Origin of the sequence: Eubacterium sp. SB2 (assembly GCF_001244405.1) — a bacterium.
GTDB lineage: Bacteria > Bacillota > Clostridia > Lachnospirales > Lachnospiraceae > Faecalicatena > Faecalicatena contortus_B.
Window position 1 is genome coordinate 1,112,018 of sequence record NZ_LN865153.1, and the last position, 14,317, is coordinate 1,126,334.

12 protein-coding genes and 7 tRNA genes are annotated in these 14,317 nt (G+C 45.1%); all 19 read right to left on the minus strand.

What is annotated here, in order from left to right:
* Positions 1-72: 72 nt before the first annotated feature.
* The 19 genes from BN1938_RS17240 to BN1938_RS17330 all read right to left on the minus strand — a co-directional run bounded on the left by BN1938_RS17240 (position 73) and on the right by BN1938_RS17330 (position 14,302).
* Positions 73-154: transfer RNA gene (locus BN1938_RS17240), tRNA-Leu, on the minus strand.
* A gap of 98 nt (positions 155-252) precedes the next feature.
* Positions 253-1,170, minus strand: a complete 918-nt coding sequence (locus BN1938_RS17245; RefSeq protein ID WP_050641760.1) for a hypothetical protein — start codon at positions 1,168-1,170, stop codon at positions 253-255.
* A gap of 477 nt (positions 1,171-1,647) precedes the next feature.
* Positions 1,648-1,720 (minus strand) — tRNA-Lys (locus BN1938_RS17250).
* Positions 1,721-1,758: 38 nt separating this feature from the next.
* Positions 1,759-1,830 (minus strand) — tRNA-Gln (locus BN1938_RS17255).
* A gap of 47 nt (positions 1,831-1,877) precedes the next feature.
* Positions 1,878-1,951 (minus strand) — tRNA-His (locus BN1938_RS17260).
* 5 nt (positions 1,952-1,956) lie between these two features.
* Positions 1,957-2,030 (minus strand) — tRNA-Arg (locus tag BN1938_RS17265).
* A 51-nt stretch (positions 2,031-2,081) separates the two neighbouring features.
* Positions 2,082-2,152: transfer RNA gene (locus tag BN1938_RS17270), tRNA-Gly, on the minus strand.
* Between the two features lie 4 nt (positions 2,153-2,156).
* A tRNA-Pro gene (locus BN1938_RS17275) sits at positions 2,157-2,231 on the minus strand.
* A gap of 143 nt (positions 2,232-2,374) precedes the next feature.
* Entirely contained in the window at positions 2,375-2,857 is a 483-nt protein-coding gene (locus BN1938_RS17280; RefSeq protein WP_050641761.1) for a metallophosphoesterase family protein, read from the minus strand.
* Between the two features lie 199 nt (positions 2,858-3,056).
* Positions 3,057-3,674 carry an XTP/dITP diphosphatase gene (locus tag BN1938_RS17285; protein ID WP_050641762.1) on the minus strand — a complete coding sequence of 206 codons (618 nt, stop codon included), beginning with the start codon at positions 3,672-3,674 and terminating at the stop codon, positions 3,057-3,059.
* Between the two features lie 12 nt (positions 3,675-3,686).
* Complete coding sequence (locus tag BN1938_RS17290; RefSeq protein ID WP_050641763.1) at positions 3,687-4,838, minus strand: THUMP domain-containing class I SAM-dependent RNA methyltransferase; 1,152 nt, start codon at positions 4,836-4,838, stop codon at positions 3,687-3,689.
* A 224-nt stretch (positions 4,839-5,062) separates the two neighbouring features.
* Entirely contained in the window at positions 5,063-5,809 is a 747-nt protein-coding gene (locus BN1938_RS17295; RefSeq protein ID WP_050641764.1) for a DeoR/GlpR family DNA-binding transcription regulator, read from the minus strand.
* 96 nt (positions 5,810-5,905) lie between these two features.
* Positions 5,906-7,021 carry a uroporphyrinogen decarboxylase family protein gene (locus BN1938_RS17300; RefSeq protein WP_050641765.1) on the minus strand — a complete coding sequence of 372 codons (1,116 nt, stop codon included), beginning with the start codon at positions 7,019-7,021 and terminating at the stop codon, positions 5,906-5,908.
* A 14-nt stretch (positions 7,022-7,035) separates the two neighbouring features.
* Positions 7,036-8,433 (minus strand): PTS fructose transporter subunit IIC, encoded by a 1,398-nt coding sequence (locus tag BN1938_RS17305; RefSeq protein ID WP_050641766.1) that lies wholly within the window; start codon positions 8,431-8,433, stop codon positions 7,036-7,038.
* Entirely contained in the window at positions 8,430-8,894 is a 465-nt protein-coding gene (locus BN1938_RS17310) for a PTS sugar transporter subunit IIA (protein ID WP_157355568.1), read from the minus strand. The genes BN1938_RS17305 and BN1938_RS17310 overlap by 4 nt, the downstream gene beginning before the upstream one ends.
* Positions 8,895-8,905: 11 nt before the next feature.
* Positions 8,906-9,823 (minus strand): 1-phosphofructokinase, encoded by a 918-nt coding sequence (pfkB, locus tag BN1938_RS17315; protein WP_050641768.1) that lies wholly within the window; start codon positions 9,821-9,823, stop codon positions 8,906-8,908.
* A gap of 965 nt (positions 9,824-10,788) precedes the next feature.
* Positions 10,789-11,262, minus strand: a complete 474-nt coding sequence (locus BN1938_RS17320) for a DUF1700 domain-containing protein (protein WP_050641769.1) — start codon at positions 11,260-11,262, stop codon at positions 10,789-10,791.
* A gap of 456 nt (positions 11,263-11,718) precedes the next feature.
* Complete coding sequence (gene pepD / locus BN1938_RS17325) at positions 11,719-13,146, minus strand: beta-Ala-His dipeptidase (RefSeq protein WP_242843883.1); 1,428 nt, start codon at positions 13,144-13,146, stop codon at positions 11,719-11,721.
* A gap of 91 nt (positions 13,147-13,237) precedes the next feature.
* Positions 13,238-14,302 carry a 2,5-dihydroxypyridine 5,6-dioxygenase NicX family protein gene (locus BN1938_RS17330; protein ID WP_050641771.1) on the minus strand — a complete coding sequence of 355 codons (1,065 nt, stop codon included), beginning with the start codon at positions 14,300-14,302 and terminating at the stop codon, positions 13,238-13,240.
* Positions 14,303-14,317 lie beyond the last annotated feature (15 nt).

Genomic DNA, 14,317 nt, shown 5'->3' on the forward strand with positions numbered 1-14,317 from the left:
GGCTGCCCGTATTAAATTTCTGAACATGAAAAAGCCGCAGCCCCTTATATTTAAAGAGTTACGGCTCCCAAATGCGGATAACAGGACTTGAACCTGCACGGGGTACCCCACTAGATCCTAAGTCTAGCGCGTCTGCCAATTCCGCCATATCCGCATACCAGCAAATGTATTTTAATACATCTGCTGGTTTTTGTCAAATAATATATGTCTCTATTATAAATACTTAGAAAAACAATGATAATCAGACAAAATTTAATTGTCCATCCGGCCATCTCCTCCACATACGCTGCAGTCATAATACCCTTGCCCGCCGCATCCGCTGCATCTTTCAAAAGTTGTAGCAGCCTTTGTCTTACGTCCGCCATAATACGGCCCATTTTGTATACGTTTCACCTGTCTGCCGCCTTTACAAACATCGCATTTACAGCGTCCTCCCTCACACTTATAATTCGTACATTTCCTCCCAAGTGTTCTGCCGGATGAACCATGCAAACTATCCGTATGGCCGCTATGATGTGCAACCGAAGGGGTATCTGCGCTGACGCCATTGCCATTACTGTCAAGCATACCATATCCTTCGCAAGTTTCACAAAGGTTTTTACCGGTATTGATACATTCCAGACAAATCTGCTGTGTCTTTTTATCATATCCTTTCCCGTCACAATTCAAGCATTTGCCTACCCGGCCTTCCCCCTCACAGTTGGGGCAGGGATGGATTCCTTCATCAGCAGCCGCAGCTGCAGTACCATCAGGCGGCGTGCTGTCAGGTGATGCACTGCCGGGTGCCGTATCTGCCGGTGCCGTTGAATTATTGTCTGGTCTGCTGCCCGATCCGCCACAGGTCTTACACAAGATTTTACCCTGACCGGTACAAGTGGCGCAGTCCTTATATCCCTTCCCCTGACAGTTGTCACAGTAGGCTTTCCCGCCACACATGCATTCTTTCTTCCCGGTTCCCTCACAATACGCACAGGTATCACGGCCGTCTCCGCCGCAAAAGCTGCATTCAGAACGCACACCGGTATACATGTCACCAAACACACCGCTACCATTGCAGGCTGCACAGTCACTCTCTCCCATGCCATCACATGATGCACAGTTCAGTTCTCCTGCGCCGCCACAGAAATCACATATTGTACCGACGTTTCCCTCACATTGCTGGCACTGCACCGAACCGGTTTCCCCACACGGTGGGCAGGGAATATATCTGGACCTTTGCAGTCCGGACAGATCTTCAAATACCGGAAAACAGGCAGAATCCAGATATTTTGTTATTAGTTTTTAGAGCAGTTCCGTCTATTTCTGTAGCACTCAATCATGTCATGGGCAGTTTTATTTATGTACAATATTATGGTTCTATTTTAATTAATAGATAAAATAAAACAACTATGAAAATATTTTCATAGGGATAGTGTCCTGACAGCCCGTTGGCAAGCAGGACGGCAGGGGTGTTCTTCACCGCCCTGAGCATACCAGTTACAGTGACACCATATGTCTCGGCTCCATGTTAAAAATATCATATCTTCCTTCTTACACCATTTTTAAGCAACAAATACACGATGGATACCCTTGGGACAACGACGCTCGTCAGGCACACTAAAAATGCCGTACCCTCAGTTAATACTGAGTTTACGGCATTTTTTTCAATGAGCGTGCGGGGATTCGAACCCCGGACAACTTGATTAAAAGTCAAGTGCTCTACCACCTGAGCTACACGCCCTCATACTATTCAACTATTCCCGCCTGCACCCAGGCAAACTGGGCTAGCTGGATTCGAACCAGCGAATGCAGGAGTCAAAGTCCTGTGCCTTACCGCTTGGCGATAGCCCAATAAAGACTTATATCTGACACTGCGTTGCCAGTACTAATAAAACAAGGGTGGGTGATGGGACTCGAACCCACGATATCCAGAACCACAATCTGGCGCGCTAACCAACTGCACCACACCCACCACAACGAGCCTGGGGGGATTCGAACCCTCGACCTACGGCTTAGAAGGCCGTTGCTCTATCCAGCTGAGCTACAGACTCTTATGAAATTATCCCCTGTTTACGGCTCCTTACAACATGATGCTGTAAGAAAGCGGGTGATGGGAATCGAACCCACGTATCCAGCTTGGAAGGCTGGTGTTCTACCATTGAACTACACCCGCACTATCGGGGTGACAGGATTCGAACCTGCGACCTCCTGGTCCCAAACCAGGCGCTCTAGCCAAGCTGAGCCACACCCCGATGTAGTTGTGCTTGTCACTTTTTCCCGTGACGCAATAGTTATTATATAATAAGGCACAGCTTATGTCAACAATAATTTTTTATTTTTTTACATTTTTTTCGCAGGCAGCCAATTTGGCCAGTAAATGCCTGATTTCAAACCTTCAATCCAGATAATACTGATGAAAACAGGGCTTTTCATTCTCGTTCAGCTCCATGATCATGTAGCTCCCCTTCCTTCCCTCCTGTCTCGGATATGAGACACTGCCGGGATTCAGGACTGTAATCTCCTTCCCCTGATCCAGGTATGGACGGTGCGTATGTCCATACATCACAATATCAGCATTGCGGGCCTTTCCTTCTTCTTTTATATATTCCGGATCCAGCGATACATAGTAGCCGTGTCCGTGTGTGATAAAGACTTTATAATTCCCAATACTGAACTCTTCTTCTTTGGGAAGGTCAGAAAAAAAGTCGTTATTTCCCTTTACCATATGTTTTTCACAGTCCACTACCGCATCAAGATACTCCTCTCCGCCTTCTACATCGCCGAGGTGGATAAACATATCCACTGTACCGGCCTGATCCAGAATACGGTCCAGGTTATAGTGGTTTCCATGCGTATCGCTAACTATCAATACTTTCATTCCATTCATCCTTGTTCTTTTTTATATACTATTTACAGCTCCGCCGAAAATCTGCCTGCAGGATATGCAGCGGGACAACTCATGCGTATGTTATACCGAAGGCTGCGTTCCTGCTATTAAGGGCATACACTATGAGATGCCCTTTAATTATACCTTATTTTTTAGCTTTAGCTCAAAATCTGTCCCGCAGGGGCATACATTACGGGGTGCCCCTGCGGGTATACTTCTTTTTCATAATCTCACGCATCGCCCGCAGAGCGTTCCCTCTGTGGCTGAGCTCATTCTTCTTCTCCGGCTCCATCTGTGCTGTCGTACAGCCATATTCGGGTACGTAAAAGATAGGGTCATAGCCAAAACCATTGTCCCCTATGATCTCATGTCCGATGATGCCTTCTATAGTCCCTCTGACAGTCTCTGCAGTCCCATCCGGAAAGACAGCCGCTATGGCACAGACAAATCGCGCTGTGCGCTGCTCATCAGGCACATGCTCCAGCTGATCCAGAAGCATCTGGTTTTTGATGTCATAGGAAGTGTCAACTCCGGCATACCTTGCCGAATAAATCCCCGGCGCCTTGTCCAGATAATCAATCTCCAGTCCGGAATCATCTGCGAGGATCACATCATGCGGCAGCAGCTCCGAGATTGCTTTCGCCTTGATCATCGCATTTTCTTCAAAAGTCGTCCCGTCCTCCACGATATCAATATCTATCCCGGCTTCTTTCATGGAGTATACCGGAATCCCAATATCATCCAAGATCATTCGGATCTCTTCCATCTTATGCTCATTGCCTGTTGCGAAAATGATTCTCTTATCCATAACCGTATTCCTCTATTCTTTTGGTTTTGGCGGCTTCGGCCCCAAAAACTGATAAAAATATGTCTTGATCATTCCGTTGTATATCTTGCGGTTCTTATCCGCAGTACGTCCAAAATACCGCTCCGCATCCTCATAACTGGTAATCATATAGGCTGACCAACTGTCCAGATTGCGGAAGCTCTCGCCAAATTCGCTGTAAAGGGATGCCAATGCCTGTTTTTCTTCCAGTCTTTCTCCATATGGAGGGTTGGTAATGATAAATCCGTATTTCTTAGGATGTCTCAAATCCCTGACATCACGCTGCTGGAAATGAATCATGTGATCCACTCCGGCATCCTGCGCATTCTGTCTTGCCGCCTTCACCACGTCTGCATCTAAGTCATACCCCTGAATATCAACTTCCACGTCATCCTCAATCAAATCATTCGCCTCATCGACGGCCTCATACCAGGCATGACGGGATATCAGGTTTGTCCAGTCCTCCGCGAGAAACGACCGGTTCATGCCCGGCGCAATATTTGCAGCCATCATAGCCGCTTCTATAGGAAACGTGCCGCTGCCGCAGAATGGATCCACCAGGATCCGTTCCCTGCTCCAGGGTGTCAGCATAATCAGAGCTGCTGCCAGGGTTTCTGTAATAGGAGCCTTGCTGGACAGCTGGCGGTATCCTCTCTTATGAAGGGATACGCCCGATGTATCGATCCCCACTGTTACCATATCCTTCATCAAAAATACACGGACCGGATACGACGCGCCGTTCTCCTCAAACCATTTCATATGGTAATGCACTTTCATCCGCTCTACCATGGCTTTTTTCATAATCGACTGTATATCGGACGGGCTGAAAAGCTTGCTCTTGACAGAGGCCGCCTTAGCTACCCAGAACTTCCCATCCTTCGGGATTAATGTCTCCCATGGAATCGCCTTCGTATTCTCAAACAATTCGTCAAATGTCTCTGCCTTGAAATACCCCACTTTCAACAAAATACGTTCCGCTGTACGCAAAAATATATTTGCCCTGCAGATTGCCTTCTCATCGCCATAAAAAGTTACTCTTCCGTCTTCCACCTGTGCAATCTCATACCCCAGATCCTGAATTTCTCTTTTCAGAACCGCCTCAAGGCCAAAATGGCAAGGTGCGATCAATTCAAGCTTATTATTCATCAAATCCTCCAATCGGACAATATCAATATATCTTTATTTTTCAATATATGTATACATATTACTATAAATTTGGGACGTAGTAAAGTTGAACTTTACTACGTCCCAAACCTGTTTATTGTCTATTTTAGATGAATTTTGCTTTATTATTCATTATTTATAAAATTATATCTTTGCCACGCCTTATCCGGAGTAATGAAAAATAAAATGAATTTTCATACGTCCTTTTAGCGAATAGCAATAAGATTACTTGAATTTTCATATATATTTTTAGGAACATAATTGGTCAATATAATGGCACTTGAAAATTCTCCAAATGTAACCGAACATACATTTCCAAATTTGGCCGCATCGCACAGCATATATTTCTTCTGTGATTTTTCCATCGCTTTTTGCTTAACCAGCGCCTCACTGACATCAGGGGTAGTATATCCGTTCTTTTTCGTAATCCCGTTTGCCCCAAAAAAGCCGATTGTAAAATGAAACTTCTCCAGGCTGTTCAGGGCTTCCCCTCCAACCACCGCTTCCGTAGACTCTTTCAGTTCACCGCCTATAATCATGGTTTTAAACCCCATGGCTGCAAGCCGCCGTGCATGGGAGACTCCATTAGTTACATAGGTAGCACTCCTCTCCTGGATATAGTCTATCATGTACCCGGTAGTTGTACCCGCATCCAAATATACAAAATCGTCTTTTTTTATCATAGAGGCGGCATACCTGGCAATCTTGATTTTCTCAGTCCGGTTAACCTCTTCTCTGTTGGAAACCTTCTCGTCCTTTGTATGGAACGTATCCCCAGCCAATACGGCGCCCCCAAAGACTTTAACCAGCTTCCCCTCTTTGTGCAGGGCAGTAAGATCCCGCCTGATCGTAGATTCAGATGCTGAAAACTCTTCCATCAGTTCCTGGAGGGTTACACTTTTTCTATTTTCCAACAGCCTTAATATCTCCTGATGCCTTTTTCTGAGCAGCATTCGGCTCCACCTCCTGCAAATTGCCTGCTTATCGCTTTCCACTTATTATACAATTAGGAATCTTCTAATTCAATCTTAAAGCATATATTTGCATAATTACTGCTTTGAGTATTCCTTTGCATACTCAAACATTCTGGCCACATTCTCCGGCGGTATATCTGATTGGATATGGTTACATGAACTCAGTATAAATCCTCCGTCCCTGCCCAATATATCAATCAGCCTTTTTACTTCATCCTCCACCTGTTCAACCGAACCTGTCATAGCTTTCTGCGTATCTACCGCTCCATGGAAACAAATCCTGTCCCCAAATTTATCTTTTAAGGTAACCGGATCCATTCCTGCAGCAGAGGTCTGAACGGGATTTAGTATATCAACACCACAGTCGATCAAATCTTCAATAATATCAGCAATAGCTCCGCAGCTGTGCAGATAAATCTTCGCCTGCGGCGCCTTCTGCCTGATTGCCTGATTCAGCTTCTTTCTGGCCGGGAAGATAAACTCCCTGTATGCATCCGGTGATATAAGCAGGCTTTGCTGGCTGCCGTAATCGTCTCCTGATTCTACAATATCAATATATTCCCCAACCTGATCCAGGAGATATCCATACATCTCTATCTGGACTGTTAATATTTTTTCTATCAGGGCATGGGCAAATTCGGGATCTGTAATCGTATCTACCATGAAATTCTCCATCCCTCTCAGCCAACAGGCGATTTCAAATATACCGTTGCAGGGCATTCGAAGAGATATTGCATATTCGTTCTCCTCATGCAGCTTCTTTGCCCTCTCCTTCATTCCTGTTACATCCAGCATCTCTTCCGGCTGCGGCCATGGATAGGTATCCAAATCTTCCAGTTCCGCATCTTCCAGCGGGTTTTTTACGGTCTCTACATATAAACCGGTGTCCCTCTGAACAAGTCCCCATTCATTGGAAAAAGTACCGTCATCGTGATATTTGGGATATTCCTCCGACTGCTTTGCAAAAACTCTCCGGATATCAATATCAAATCTGTCCAGAATCCGTTCGTCATAATAACATACATTGGATCCTTTTCTGTACGGCTCAATCTCTCCTTCTATCTCCAAAAAGTCCTTGACCTTAAAGTAAGCCTTGTCTACCATGCTGCAGGCAGTCCCCCCCAAATCCAGGGGGATCCTGTCCACAGGCTTATGATTCACCGCACATAATACTCTTTCTTTTGATGTCATAAAATTTTCCCTTCTTATTTTTTGTTTTTCTTAACCTTCATTCCTTTTAGGAAATTGACCATTAGCGCAGATATAACCATGCCAACCGCTGTACAGAGCAGGAATAAAAACGGTTTATTCACAAGCCCCATTACAAAGATACCGCCGTGAGGCGCCTGCAATGTAAGGTTGAATGCCATTGCCATGCCTCCTGCCACTGCAGAGCCGACCATCAGAGACGGGATAACCCGAAGCGGATCCGCACCGGCAAATGGAATTGCCCCTTCTGCTATAAATGATGCGCCTAAAAGCCATGCTGTCTTTCCGCTCTCCCTTTCTGCCGGAGTATAGAGATTTTTGTTCAGGACAGTTGCCAGAGCCATCGCCAGAGATGGCACCATACCGGATGCCATACTTGCTGCCTGGGGGCCATATACACCTTCTGCAAGCAGCCCCACGCCAAACATGTACGCAACCTTATTCACCGGGCCGCCCAGGTCAAATGCCAGCATAGCTCCAATTACGGCCCCCAGTAATATGCCGCTGCTGTTTGACATATTGGTCAGCCAGTTTGTCATCGCGCTCTGAAGCATAACGCAAGGCGGTGCAACCACAAAATACATCAGTAAGCCTACGATAAAAGTGGAAAAAAGAGGAATAATTAAAACGGGTTTTAAACCTGCCAGCGCTTTAGGCATTTTAATCTTTTTAATTGCCCATGCTATGATACCCGCCAGCAGACCCCCGATGATGCCTCCGATAAATCCCGGGCTGGGATCCAGCTGCGTAACAATCAGGCCTGCTACCATACCCGGCGCAATACCCGGCCTGTCCGCCATGGAGTATGCAATAAACCCTGCCATAATCGGTATCATAACGCTGAATGCAATGCCGCCTATCTTATTCAGATAAAATGGAAGGGATCCCTCCACTCCGGATGCATCAATGCCGAACATAAACGAGATGGCAATCATGATTCCGCCCGCCGCAACAAAAGGAATCATGTAGGACACGCCCGTCATTAAATGCTTTGGTATCCTCTTGAGCAAGTTAAGAAACGTGTCTGCTTCCTGTTCTTCACTTGCCTTTTCTTTTGTGCCTCCCCCTGTGTACAGCGGGTAATTCTCGTCTTTCGCTGCTTCAATGGCCCTTTTAATTACGGTATCCGTATTATGTATCGTATCAGAAACTGTAGCCTCTACGATCTTTTTCCCGTTAAACATGGATTTATCAACCGAAACACCAACCCCCAGTATAACCACGTCTGCTTCCCTAATCTCCTGTTCCGTCAGTTTATTTTCTATTCCAACAGAACCTCTTGTCTCCACTTTGATGCCTATGGACATTTTTTTTGCTTCTTCCGCCAGCTTTTCTGCTGCCATATAGGTATGTGCAATACCTGTAGGGCAGGCTGTAACTCCTACAAATTTCATCCCAAATCCCCCATTTCTTCTATGATGTAATTATACAGTTCCATCTTGTCTTCAATCTTTAACAGCATCTCCATAAATTCCTGATGCACCAGTTTTCTTGATAGTTTTGCCAGCACCTGTAAATGGGTATTATTCTCATCGCCGGCAGGCATAATCAGGGCGATTGCCACCCTTACAGGCTGTCCATCCATAGACTTCCAGTCTATTCCATCCTCAAAGCGAAATACTGCAATCATAGGATTTTTTAATCTTTTTACTTTTGCATGTGGGATTGCTAACTGTTCGCCAAACCCCGTAGAATCCATCTTTTCTCTTTTTAAAAACATTTTCTTCAGTTCCGAGGCCCTTACCCCTGCATATTCACTGCATTTTTCACTTATTAGCTCTAATGCGGCGTCTAAGCTGGCTGACTTTGGCCTTTGGTTCACAAAAATGTAATCCGGTTTTAATAACTCTCTCATATGCGCCCCTTTCATAACTGCTTTTCATCAAATTGCTCTAACACTTTATATATTTCTTCCTTTGTTGCAAGATGCTCTGAAAATGCACTGGCACTTCCGGATGCTACTCCCATCCGAAAGGCTTTTTCATAATCGCCCGCTTCCAGCCAGCCAGCCAGGAACCCGGCGACCATAGAGTCTCCTGCCCCCACCCCATTTTTTAACTTGCCTTTTGGTGCAGGTGCATCATATATCCGGCCGTTTTCCGCTGCTAATATGGCTCCGTCTCCCGCCATGGATACAAGAACGTTACGGGCGCCCATTTGCTGCAGCAATTTCGCATGTTTCATAATATCTTTTCTGTCATGGATATCTTTTCCGAATATTTCACCTAACTCAAAACTATTTGGCTTAATCAAAAACGGATGGTTTTCCAGGACATTAACCAACAAATCGTTGGATGCATCAACAACAATCAAGACCTTTTTATCGCTTAAACGGTTCATGATAACCTTGTAGATAGAATCCGGCACAGAATACGGCACGCTGCCTGCTAATACAAGAATGTCATTCTCGTTCAATGAGTCTAACTGTTTAAATAGTTTTTCTATGTACTCTGTAGAAATATATGGCCCCTGTCCGTTGATTTCTGTTCCTTCTATAGACTTTAACTTTATGTTAATTCTGGAAACTCCTGACGGCAGGAAAATGAAATCCTGCTGGCATCCCATCTCTATGACCCTCTTCCTGATCTCTTCACCTACAAATCCTGCGATAAATCCCAGCGCCTTGTTTTCAATTCCCAGTGACTGCAGAATCATGGAGACATTAATTCCCTTCCCTCCCGGAAGGATCATTTCTGAAGTGGTCCGATTGGTCACTCCCAGTTCAAAATTATGAACCGAAACAATATAGTCTAAAGAGGCACTTAATGTAACCGTATATATCATTCCTTCACCCCCTTCCAATGAACTTAGCATCATTATACTTTCATAATCGTTCACAATCAATCTCCATTATTTACAATTTTCATATGTATTTTTCTACATTTCCGCTATTTTTGGCTGTTTTTTTAGCCAATGCATACAAATAATGACCGTTTGCGTCATTTCTTTCATTTCACTTTTCATTTCCAAATTCTTAAATACAATTTTGGGACGTAGTAAAGTTTAACTTTACCACGTCCCAAAATATTTCTTCCCTGTACCAAAATGAGTTTAAACTGTTCAGACCCGTGAACAGTCACATAAGTTTACAATTTGACCTGCATAAAGGAGCTCTAATTAGTAGTTGTTGCTCTGGCTGTTAGAATTCTTGTTGTTATTGTTGTTGTTATTCTTGTTGCTGTTAGAAGAAGAGTTGTTTGAAGAATTCTTGTTAGAATTCTTGTTCTTGCTCTGTTCATCAGAATAAGATGAATATGAATTGCTGTTTGTGTTCTTTGATGAGTTGTTAGAGTTATTTGAGTTGTTTGTGTTACTGTAATTGTTTGACATGAGTATTCCTCCTGAGAAATTTATTTGGTACACACATATTGTTCCTGCCAAACTACTTTTTTATTCATATTTTACAAAATCGGATAAATCTTTTTATTTAATATTTTTTTTATTTTTGCTTGCTTTTTCCAGTTTTGTATATTATACTTATCAATGTAGAAAGGTTACTTTCTACAACCCCTTATTAATTATTTATACTCCCCTCAAAAGACCGATGGCTCCCCCATCGGTCTTTTACTTTTATAAGCAAAAACAAAACTCCCTGGCCCCAGCGCGAGAAGCCATCCATGCTTATCGTGATGTGGCCAGGTTGCCCTGGTTTTTCTTCTATTTTACTCTACTCCGGCTTACAGACTATACCCCGTTTCCAGCCACTCCTGTCTTTCCGCATCCACAGGCGCCCCCATACCAGCCAAACCTCACCTTCGCCGCCCACTAATAAGCTGAATGATGATCAGAATAACGATGATCGGTATAAGTATCGGAGCCAGCAGCCGTACAAGACCGGTTACGATTGAAAATATAACAACAATTACCATAATGACTGCCAGAACTGCCAGCAGCTTCTTCCACCAGGTATCAAATCCAAAACCTCGCATCTTTTGTCCCCCATTCTCCTGTTGGGTGCTTCTCCCCTTCTCGAAGTCATCGTAAGTGCTTCCACCAGCCTCATAAACTGTGGAACGGTCGGTTCCGTCCACGGCATCAATAACAGTTCTGGCCAGGATCCAGGGATCTCCCAGCATCTGAAGTACTTCTTCCTCGCTCTTTCCCTTTCTCACTTCATCCGATATATACTGATTATAAAAATCTACATTCTCCTGTACTACACTGCCGCTCAAATCGTTTTCAAGCGCCTGGCGCAGCTGCTGAAGGAATTCCATCCGTGTCATTATTGTCTATCTCCTCCTACTTATGCATGACATCTATCTGCATTTTTGTTTCAATCCGCGCTTCATGATTCATCCGCCCCCATACAGGTAATCGGATCCTCACTACCTTATCAAATAAACGCCTTTCACTTAGGATAACACAAACCTCTTTTCATTCCAAGTAGAAGAACCTTAAATTTTTCTAAGAAATTCCTAAGGGGCACTTCCCACATCCCATCCACTCTAATTAATCCGAAGGTAGTTTACAAGCTTCAGCCTTGTGAACGTATGGGGCGATCCTGTTCCCCCAAGCGAATCAATACGCTCCCCCCGTTTGGCGCCCCCTGACAAACGCCTCTCACCTTCCGATTGGATGCCCCCAGCGAAATGAAGGGATAGCCGCCAGCCTCCTAAGGGCACATATGCCCTTAGGAGGCTGGCGGCTATCCCTTCATTTCGCGTCCCCTCCCCAAGATACTACGCCAATTCTTTCAGCAGCTCAGTCAGATAACTCCACATATGCGCGATAGATTCTTTTGATACTTTTTCTTTTGTGGAATGCACATCGTAAAGGTTTGGCCCCGTCGAGATAATATCCAGCCCCGGTTTTTTGTTATCCCAGTACCCGCACTCAAGCCCCGCATGGATTGCAGCCACCTCAGCTTTTTTATCAAACAATTTTTCGTACAGTGCAATTGCCTTCTCCCGAAGAGGTGACTCTTTCCTGTACTGCCAGCCCGGATAATCGTTCTCAAAGATACAGGTATCGCAGTACTCATCCGCTATAATCTGGATTTTATCCCTCAGCATATATTTCTGTGATTCCACGGAACTGCGCAGGGACATCAGCAGGGTAAGCCTTCCGTCTTCCATTGTCAGCGCCCCCATATTCATAGAAGTCTCTATAAGGCCTTCTATCGCAAAAGAATATCCTGCTACACCGTAGGGCAGAAGCATCAGGCTGTTCATAATCTTCTTTTGATACATTTCCGTATAGACAACAGCACCTTCCAGCAGACTTCCCTCATCTAATTGGAAGGAAATAGAATCCGTGTACTGAAGTTCTGCCTGGAATGTTTTTTCCGCTTCCCGTATTTTTGCTTTTACGGAATCCAGATCCTCCGGCTTTATATAGAAACATACCCCACCATTGCTGGCAATGGCGTTCGCCTTTCCGGGGGCATCCAGATCATTGATCCGTATCTGCATATCTCTGAGGGCATACAGGAGCCTTCCGAGCAGCACAATAGAATTCCCCAGCCCCATTCCGATATTGATGCCTGAATGGCCGCCCGCAAGACCCTGGAAGGCCACTTTGAGAGGCACTCTTGCCTCCTTTAGCGTTTCTGTCTCCACATCCCAGGCCATACGGCATCTCAGACCGCCTGCACAGCTAGTGTAGAATACGCCCTCCTCCTCAGAATCCAGATTAATAAACCGCGTCCCCTTCAGAGAAGAAATGTCAATCACATCAGCGCCGATCAAACCTACTTCTTCCTGTACAGTAAACACGACTTCCAGATCGGGATGCGCGATATCATCACTGTCGAGAAGAGCCAGGCAATACGCGATTGCAATGCCATTATCAGACCCAAGAGAAGTTCCGTCCGCATAAAAGTATTCGTCGTCTTCCTTCACCTCGATCCCGTCGGCGTATACATGGCCGCTGTCATTTTCCTTTACATATACCATATCCAGATGTCCCTGGAGAATCACGGGCTCCCCGGCATGAGGTACTGTGGCGGGTTTACGGATTATGATATTATAATGAGAATCCTGTACTGCCTCCAGCCCTCTCTCCCTCGCAAAATCAGCAATATAATCGCTGATCGCCTTCTCATCTCCCGATGCTCTTGGTATCGAGCAGACTTTTTTAAAATAAAAAATCACTTTTTCTATGTCCATTCGCTGCATTCCCTTCTTTTTTTATATAACAGAAGGACACCCTGGCACAAGCCTGCCGGGTGTCCCCATTTACTTCAGACCTGTTTTACTTTTAGTAACCTGCCACTCCCATTTTTTTGCAGATTTCAGCAAGCTCAGGATCTACATATTTGCCGTTTTCTTCGATTGCAACTCCATCCAGAATAATGGATGGTTTGGAAACTACACCATCCGTGTGGGATGCAGCTGTCCAGTAACTACCGCGTATCATCTTGCCCTGGCTTCCGATACCGAATTCCATGCAGCCAAAGATTCTTTCGTCCTCTACGATACGTCCCGTAGCCTTTGATACTCCCGGATTGAAACCAAGTGAATAGTGAGCCAGACGGAACATATTCGGATCGTCAAATGAGTGCAGCCATGAACTGAAACGCTCTGCGTCTTTGCCGCCTTCAATCTTTGTCACGATTCCATTTTCCAGTGTCAGCTCTACATTGTCTGACAAAATCCCCATATCTGTTGGCGGGAAGATAGCTGCGTCAAAGACCAGTTTGCCGTTGATTGTCTCTTCGATCGGGCACCAGCTGATCTGTCCGCACATCATGAACGGATATCCTTTAAATGTAGCCAGCTGGCCGGAATGGCGGACCTTTCTGCCTTCATTTCTGGCTGTAAGATAGGTTCCGTTTTCATCCTTGATGATGATTTCATTGCCCGCTTCCATCTTCGCCTTGAGCGCTTCCCCGAGTTCCACGACACGCGCCACATCCACTTTGCCGATACAGTTAACAATCATGGTTACATCCATACCAGTCAGGTTGATATAGCGGCATCCGAAATCGATTGCCTTTCTCCAGGACTCACACAGCATAATGGAGGAGTAAGATAACTCGATCCATACATCTGCCACTGCCACAGCATTGCCAAGCGGAGCAATTGGCTCTGCGTATGCATTCTCATTCGTCGGAACGTAAACAAGCACAGGATTAGCTCCTACAATATATGCTGCGTTCATAATCGCATCCAGCACTCTCTTATCCGTGGATGTATCACCCGTTACAACTACGTTCTCGCCGGGTTCAACCAGCATGACTTCTTTTACTAATTTATAAGCCGCTTTACTAACCTCATAAGATAAATACTCCGGCGCCATTTCGATTCCAATTGGATATTCCATATTATTTGTCCTCCT

Coding starts and splice junctions, on each gene's coding strand:
- pfkB (WP_050641768.1), bottom strand. CDS start 9,823: ATGATATATACGGTTACATTAAGTGCCTCTTTAGACTATATTGTTTCG.
- BN1938_RS17320 (WP_050641769.1), bottom strand. CDS start 11,262: ATGACACGGATGGAATTCCTTCAGCAGCTGCGCCAGGCGCTTGAAAAC.
- BN1938_RS17280 (WP_050641761.1), bottom strand. CDS start 2,857: ATGAAAGTATTGATAGTTAGCGATACGCATGGAAACCACTATAACCTG.
- BN1938_RS17300 (WP_050641765.1), bottom strand. CDS start 7,021: ATGACATCAAAAGAAAGAGTATTATGTGCGGTGAATCATAAGCCTGTG.
- BN1938_RS17310 (WP_157355568.1), bottom strand. CDS start 8,894: ATGAGAGAGTTATTAAAACCGGATTACATTTTTGTGAACCAAAGGCCA.
- BN1938_RS17295 (WP_050641764.1), bottom strand. CDS start 5,809: ATGCTGCTCAGAAAAAGGCATCAGGAGATATTAAGGCTGTTGGAAAAT.
- BN1938_RS17330 (WP_050641771.1), bottom strand. CDS start 14,302: ATGGAATATCCAATTGGAATCGAAATGGCGCCGGAGTATTTATCTTAT.
- BN1938_RS17290 (WP_050641763.1), bottom strand. CDS start 4,838: ATGAATAATAAGCTTGAATTGATCGCACCTTGCCATTTTGGCCTTGAG.
- BN1938_RS17285 (WP_050641762.1), bottom strand. CDS start 3,674: ATGGATAAGAGAATCATTTTCGCAACAGGCAATGAGCATAAGATGGAA.
- pepD (WP_242843883.1), bottom strand. CDS start 13,146: ATGGACATAGAAAAAGTGATTTTTTATTTTAAAAAAGTCTGCTCGATA.
- BN1938_RS17305 (WP_050641766.1), bottom strand. CDS start 8,433: ATGAAATTTGTAGGAGTTACAGCCTGCCCTACAGGTATTGCACATACC.